Genomic DNA, 5,240 nt, shown 5'->3' with positions numbered 1-5,240 from the left:
GAAATGATTGGTGTGTTGACGCGCGACGAAGCGCTGTCGAAGGCCGAAGACGAAGGTCTGGACCTGGTCGAGATCCAGCCGCAGGCGGATCCGCCGGTCTGCAAGATCATGGACTTCGGCAAGTTCAAGTTCGAAGCGCAGAAGAAGGCCAACGAGGCCAAGAAGAAGACCAAGCAGGTCGAGATCAAGGAAGTGAAGTTCCGTCCGGTCACCGATGAAGGCGACTACCAGATCAAGCTGCGCAAAATGCGCGGTTTCCTGGAAGAGGGCGACAAGATCAAGGTCAACATCCGCTTCCGTGGTCGCGAAATGAGCCATCAGGAACTGGGTCGCGAAATGGCCAACCGGATCGAAGGCGATCTGGGTGAGGACATCGTGATCGAGTCCCGTCCGCGCCTTGAAGGCCGGCAGATGGTGATGATGATCGCGCCGAAGAAGAAGTAACCGGCCATCGGGCGTAGAGCCGAGCGTTGCTCGGCTGCACACCCAAGGGGCAAGGTAGAGCCGAGCGTTGCTCGGCTGCACACCCGAGGGGCAAGGTAGAGCCGAGCGTTGCTCGGCTGCACACCCAAGGGGCGAGGTAGAGCCGAGCGTTGCTCGGCGTCCCGCTTCCCGCTTCGCGCACCCCACAGCAGGCGTCCACCGGCGCCGTCTGCGGTTTCCCGCGTGCGCGGCCCGGCATGACGCCGGCCCTTGCGACCGCTCCGTTCAGGTTCGGCCGCCCGCGGCAAACACATGCCCGATCAAAGGTTTGCAACCTCCCGTTTAGACGGGCATAATGGGCGGCCCCGTTTTTCGGGGCGCTGTTTTGAACGGTTACACGCTGTTTCAACGGCAACAGGACCGGCCTGGTTCCCATTGGGGATCCCGGGCTTACAAGCAGGCAAGGGCATGGACGGAAAGCGTGGTGAAAGCCACCGCCCTGGTCAGTGACAAAACATCATCAAGGACATTGCAATGCCCAAGATCAAAACCAACCGGGCGGCGGCCAAGCGTTTCCGCAAGACCGCCTCCGGCAAGTTCAAGGCTGGCCATGCCAACCGTAGCCACATCCTCACGAAGAAGTCGACCAAGCGGAAGCGCAATCTGCGTCAGACGAACCATGTTCGTGCAGAAGACGCAGGCCGTTTGAACCGTATGCTTCCCTACCTCTGAGGACTGACCCATGGCACGAGTAAAGCGTGGCGTACAGGCGCGTCGCCGCCACAAGAAAATTCTGACCCTGGCGAAGGGTTACTACAACGCTCGCCGCAAGGTCTTCCGCGTTGCCAAGCAGGCCGTGATCAAGGCACAGCAGTACGCCTACATCGGTCGTAAGCAGAAGAAGCGCAATTTCCGTTCGCTGTGGATCACCCGCATCAACGCGGCTGCCCGCATCAACGGCCTGAGCTACAGCCGTTTCATGAATGGCCTGCTCAAGTCCGGCATCACCCTGGACCGCAAGGTTCTGGCTGACATCGCCGTGCACGACGCAGCCGGTTTTGCTGCGCTGGCCGAAAAGGCCAAGGGCGCGCTGGCGGCATAAGTCCATTCCCCTGCCGTTGCCGTTTTCGCGCAGCGGTGGTGGGTAAGGCAAATGCATGGGGAAGGGCGCAAGTCCTTCCCCATTCTTTTTTGTGGTGGCGGTGGCCGGCAGCGTGCCATCGACCCGACAGCGGTGGCGACGGGTGTCGGCCCGGCGTGTATCGCGAAGGCATACCGACGCGAGGTCCCGGCTATCCATGAGTGACATCCAATCCCTGACCACCCAAGCGCTGGCCGACGTGGCCGCCGCCAGCAGCCCCGATGCGCTGGAAGCCCTGCGCGTTGCACTGCTTGGCAAGAACGGCAGCATCACCGCCCAGCTCAAGCAGCTTGGCGCGTTGCCGGCCGATGAGCGCAAGGCCGCCGGCGAAGCCATCAACCGTTCCCGCGATGCGCTGACCACCGCGCTGGGCGAACGCAAGGCCGTGCTGGAAGACGCCGCGCTGGACGTGCGCCTGGCCGCCGAAGCCATCGACATCACCCTGCCGGGACGCCGCGCCGATCGCGCTGGCCTGCATCCGGTCACCCGTACCCTGGAGCGCATCACCGAGATCTTCGGCCGGCTCGGGTACGAGTTGTCCGAAGGCCCGGAGATCGAAGACGACTGGCACAACTTCGAAGCCCTGAACTTCCCGCCGCACCATCCGGCGCGTGCGATGCACGACACCTTCTATTTCGGCGATGGCCGCCTGCTGCGCACGCACACCTCCGGGGTGCAGGTGCGCTACATGGGCGAGCACGCCCCGCCGCTGCGCATGATCGCCGCCGGCAAGGTCTACCGCAGCGACAGCGACCAGACCCACTCGCCGATGTTCCATCAGGTCGAAGGCCTGCTGGTGGACGAGCACTCGACCTTCGCCGACCTCAAGGGCACGCTGTCCGAGTTCGTGCGTGCGTTCTTCGAGCGCGATTTCGAGATGCGTTTCCGCCCCAGCTACTTCCCCTTCGTCGAACCCGGCGCGGAAGTGGACATCGCCTGGYAGCAGCCCGACGGCAGCACCCGCTGGCTGGAAGTGCTCGGCTGCGGCATGGTCCACCCCAACGTGCTGCGCAACGTCGGCATCGATCCGGAGCGCTACACCGGCTTTGCCTTCGGCCTGGGCGTGGAGCGCTTTGCGATGCTGCGGTATGGCGTCAACGACCTGCGCGCGTTCTTCGAGAACGACGTGCGGTTCCTGAAGCAGTTCGCGTAAGCGCGTCAGCGTAACGCCGGGCCATGCCCGGCGGGATTGGATCCAAGACCATTACGGCCCAGGCGCATGCGCCGGGCCCACCAGGGTGACACCATGAAATTCTCTGAAAACTGGCTGCGCAGCCACGTTCCCACCGCCGTCTCGCGCGATGAACTCGGCGCGGTGCTGACCGCCATCGGCCTGGAAGTGGAAGCGGTCGACGCGCTCGGCGTGGGCCTGGACCACGTGGTGGTGGCGCGGATCGTCTCGGCCGAACGCCATCCCGAAGCCGATCGCCTGCAGATCTGCCAGGTCGACGCGGGGCAGGGCGAACACCTGCAGATCGTCTGCGGCGCACCGAACGCGCGCCCGGGCCTGGTCGCGCCGCTGGCGATGGTGGGCGCGCAGATCGGTATGCTGGCGATCAAGCCGGCCAAGCTGCGTGGCGTGGACTCCAACGGCATGCTGTGCTCGGCCAAGGAACTGGGCCTGGACAGCGATGCCTCGGGTCTGTTCGAACTGCCCGCCGATGCGCCGGTCGGCCAGTCGCTGGTGGAGTACCTGGGCCTGCCCGATGCCAGCATCGAGATCAAGCTGACCCCCAACCGCGCCGACTGCTTCAGCATTCGCGGCATCGCCTTCGACGTGGCCGCCGCGTGCGCCAGTGAAGTGGTGCCGTTCGAGGCCGCGCCAGTGGCGCCGGTGGGCACGCGCGAACTGACCGTCGCACTGGACGCCGGCGCCGAAGCGCCGCGCTATGTCGGCCGCGTCATCGAGGGCATCAATGCGCGTGCCGCGACCCCGTTGTGGATGGCCGAACGCCTGCGCCGCAGTGGCGTGCGCCCGGTGTCGCTGCTGGTGGACATCACCCAGTACGTGATGCTGGAACTGGGCCAGCCGATGCACGCCTTCGACCTGGGCGCCCTGCAGGGCAGCATCGGCGTGCGTCGCTCGCGCGCCGGTGAATCCCTGAAGCTGCTCGATGGTCGCGACGCGACGCTGGACGACAGCTTCCTGCTCATCACCGACGCCGACCGCCCGATCGCGCTGGCCGGCCTGATGGGCGGCTTCGACACCCGCGTCACCGACGACACCACCGCCGTGTTCCTGGAGGCCGCGCACTTCGCGCCCGCCGCGATCATGGGCCGTGGCCGCAAGCTGGGCCTGCATACCGATGCCGGGCACCGCTTCGAGCGTGGCGTTGACCCGGCGCYGCCGCGGACCGCGATCGAGTACGCCACCCGCCTGGTCCTGGACCTGGCCGGCGGCACCCCGTCGCCGGTCACCGAGGCCGTGCGCGAGGCCGACCTGCCGGCGATCGCCCCGATCGTCCTGCGCCGCGCGCGTATCGCCCGCGTGCTCGGCATCCAGATCGCCGATGCCGACGTCGAGCGCATCCTGCGCGCGCTGGGCATGGACGTGGCCGCCGTCGCCGAGGGCTGGCAGGTGACCGCGCCGAGCCGCCGTTTCGACATTGCCATCGAAGAAGACCTGATCGAGGAACTGGCCCGCATCCACGGTTACGAGCAGATCCCGACCACGCTGCCGGGCGGTGCCTCGCGCATCGCCATGCCCAGCGAAACGCGCCTGGACGATCTCACCGTGCGCCGCCAGCTGGTCGCCCGCGACCTGCAGGAAACCCTCAACTACGCCTTCGTCGACGCGGGTCTGTTGAGCGATTGGCACCTGCACCAGGACGTGGTGGCGCTGGCCAATCCGCTGTCGGCCGAACTGGCGGTGATGCGCCCGTCGCTGCTGCCGGGGCTGGTCGCCACGCTGGGCCGCAATGCCGCGCGCCAGTTGGGTCGCGTGCGCCTGTTTGAACTGGGACGCAGCTTCCACCCGCAGGCGGGCGAGGGCACGCCGGCACCGCTGGAAACCCAGCGCGTGGCCGCTGCCGTGTGTGGCGATGCCGACCCGCAGCAATGGGGCATGGCCACCCGCAAGGTCGATTTCCACGACCTCAAGGGCGACCTGGATTCGCTGGCGGCCGCCTCCGGCGCGGTGCTGGCGTTCCAGCCTTCGCAGCGTCCGTACGGGCACCCGGCGCGTTCGGCCGAGGTCCTGCGCGACGGCGTCAGCCTGGGCTGGATCGGCCAGATCCACCCGCGCCTGGCCAAGGCCATGGACATCGACGTGGACGTATTCGCCTTCGAGCTGGACCTGGCCCTGCTGGCCGCCCGCCAGCTGCCGCGTGCCGCCGAGTTGTCACGGTTCCCGTCGGTACGCCGCGACCTGGCTTTCCTGGTCCCCGAAGCCGCCGCCTGGGCCGACCTGGAAGCTACCCTGCGCCGCGCCGTGGGTCCGCTGCTGCGCCAGGTCACCCTGTTCGACCGCTATGTCGGCCAGGGGGTCGAGCCGGGCTTCAAGAGTCTCGCTATGGGCTTGATTTTGCAGGACAAGTCGCGCACTCTGACGGACCGCGACGTGGAGTCCGTGGTGGCCGAGGCAGTCTCTGCCATGGAGCGTGAACACCACGCCCGGATCCGCGGTTGAGCGGGCAGCATGGGGGGTAGCAGGCAATGGCATTGACCAAGGCTGAGA

The 5,240-nt window shown here is 66.8% G+C and carries 5 protein-coding genes; all 5 read left to right on the top strand.

Features of this window, described 5'->3' with window-relative positions; genetic code table 11:
• Positions 1-444: translation initiation factor IF-3 (gene infC, locus AC1DQP_RS16030; protein ID WP_478051994.1), on the top strand; the 444-nt coding region annotated here is incomplete at its 5' end.
• Positions 445-957: 513 nt separating this feature from the next.
• The gene (gene rpmI, locus AC1DQP_RS16025; RefSeq protein WP_017355265.1) at positions 958-1,155 is read left to right on the top strand and encodes a 50S ribosomal protein L35; all 198 of its coding nucleotides are present in this window, start codon (positions 958-960) and stop codon (positions 1,153-1,155) included.
• Between the two features lie 10 nt (positions 1,156-1,165).
• Positions 1,166-1,525, top strand: coding sequence for a 50S ribosomal protein L20 (gene rplT, locus AC1DQP_RS16020; RefSeq protein WP_017355264.1), 360 nt, complete (start codon positions 1,166-1,168; stop codon positions 1,523-1,525).
• 196 nt (positions 1,526-1,721) lie between these two features.
• On the top strand, positions 1,722-2,717 hold the full coding sequence (gene pheS, locus AC1DQP_RS16015; RefSeq protein ID WP_478051993.1) for a phenylalanine--tRNA ligase subunit alpha: 996 nt from the start codon (positions 1,722-1,724) through the stop codon (positions 2,715-2,717).
• A 93-nt stretch (positions 2,718-2,810) separates the two neighbouring features.
• A complete protein-coding gene (gene pheT, locus AC1DQP_RS16010) occupies positions 2,811-5,192 on the top strand; it encodes a phenylalanine--tRNA ligase subunit beta (RefSeq protein ID WP_478051992.1) in 2,382 nt (793 codons plus the stop codon).
• Positions 5,193-5,240: the final 48 nt, after the last annotated feature.

This window comes from Stenotrophomonas sp. P5_A8 (assembly GCF_056400545.1).
Note: the sequence above shows the minus strand (reverse complement) of the source record. Positions and strands in the feature narration are given on the sequence as shown.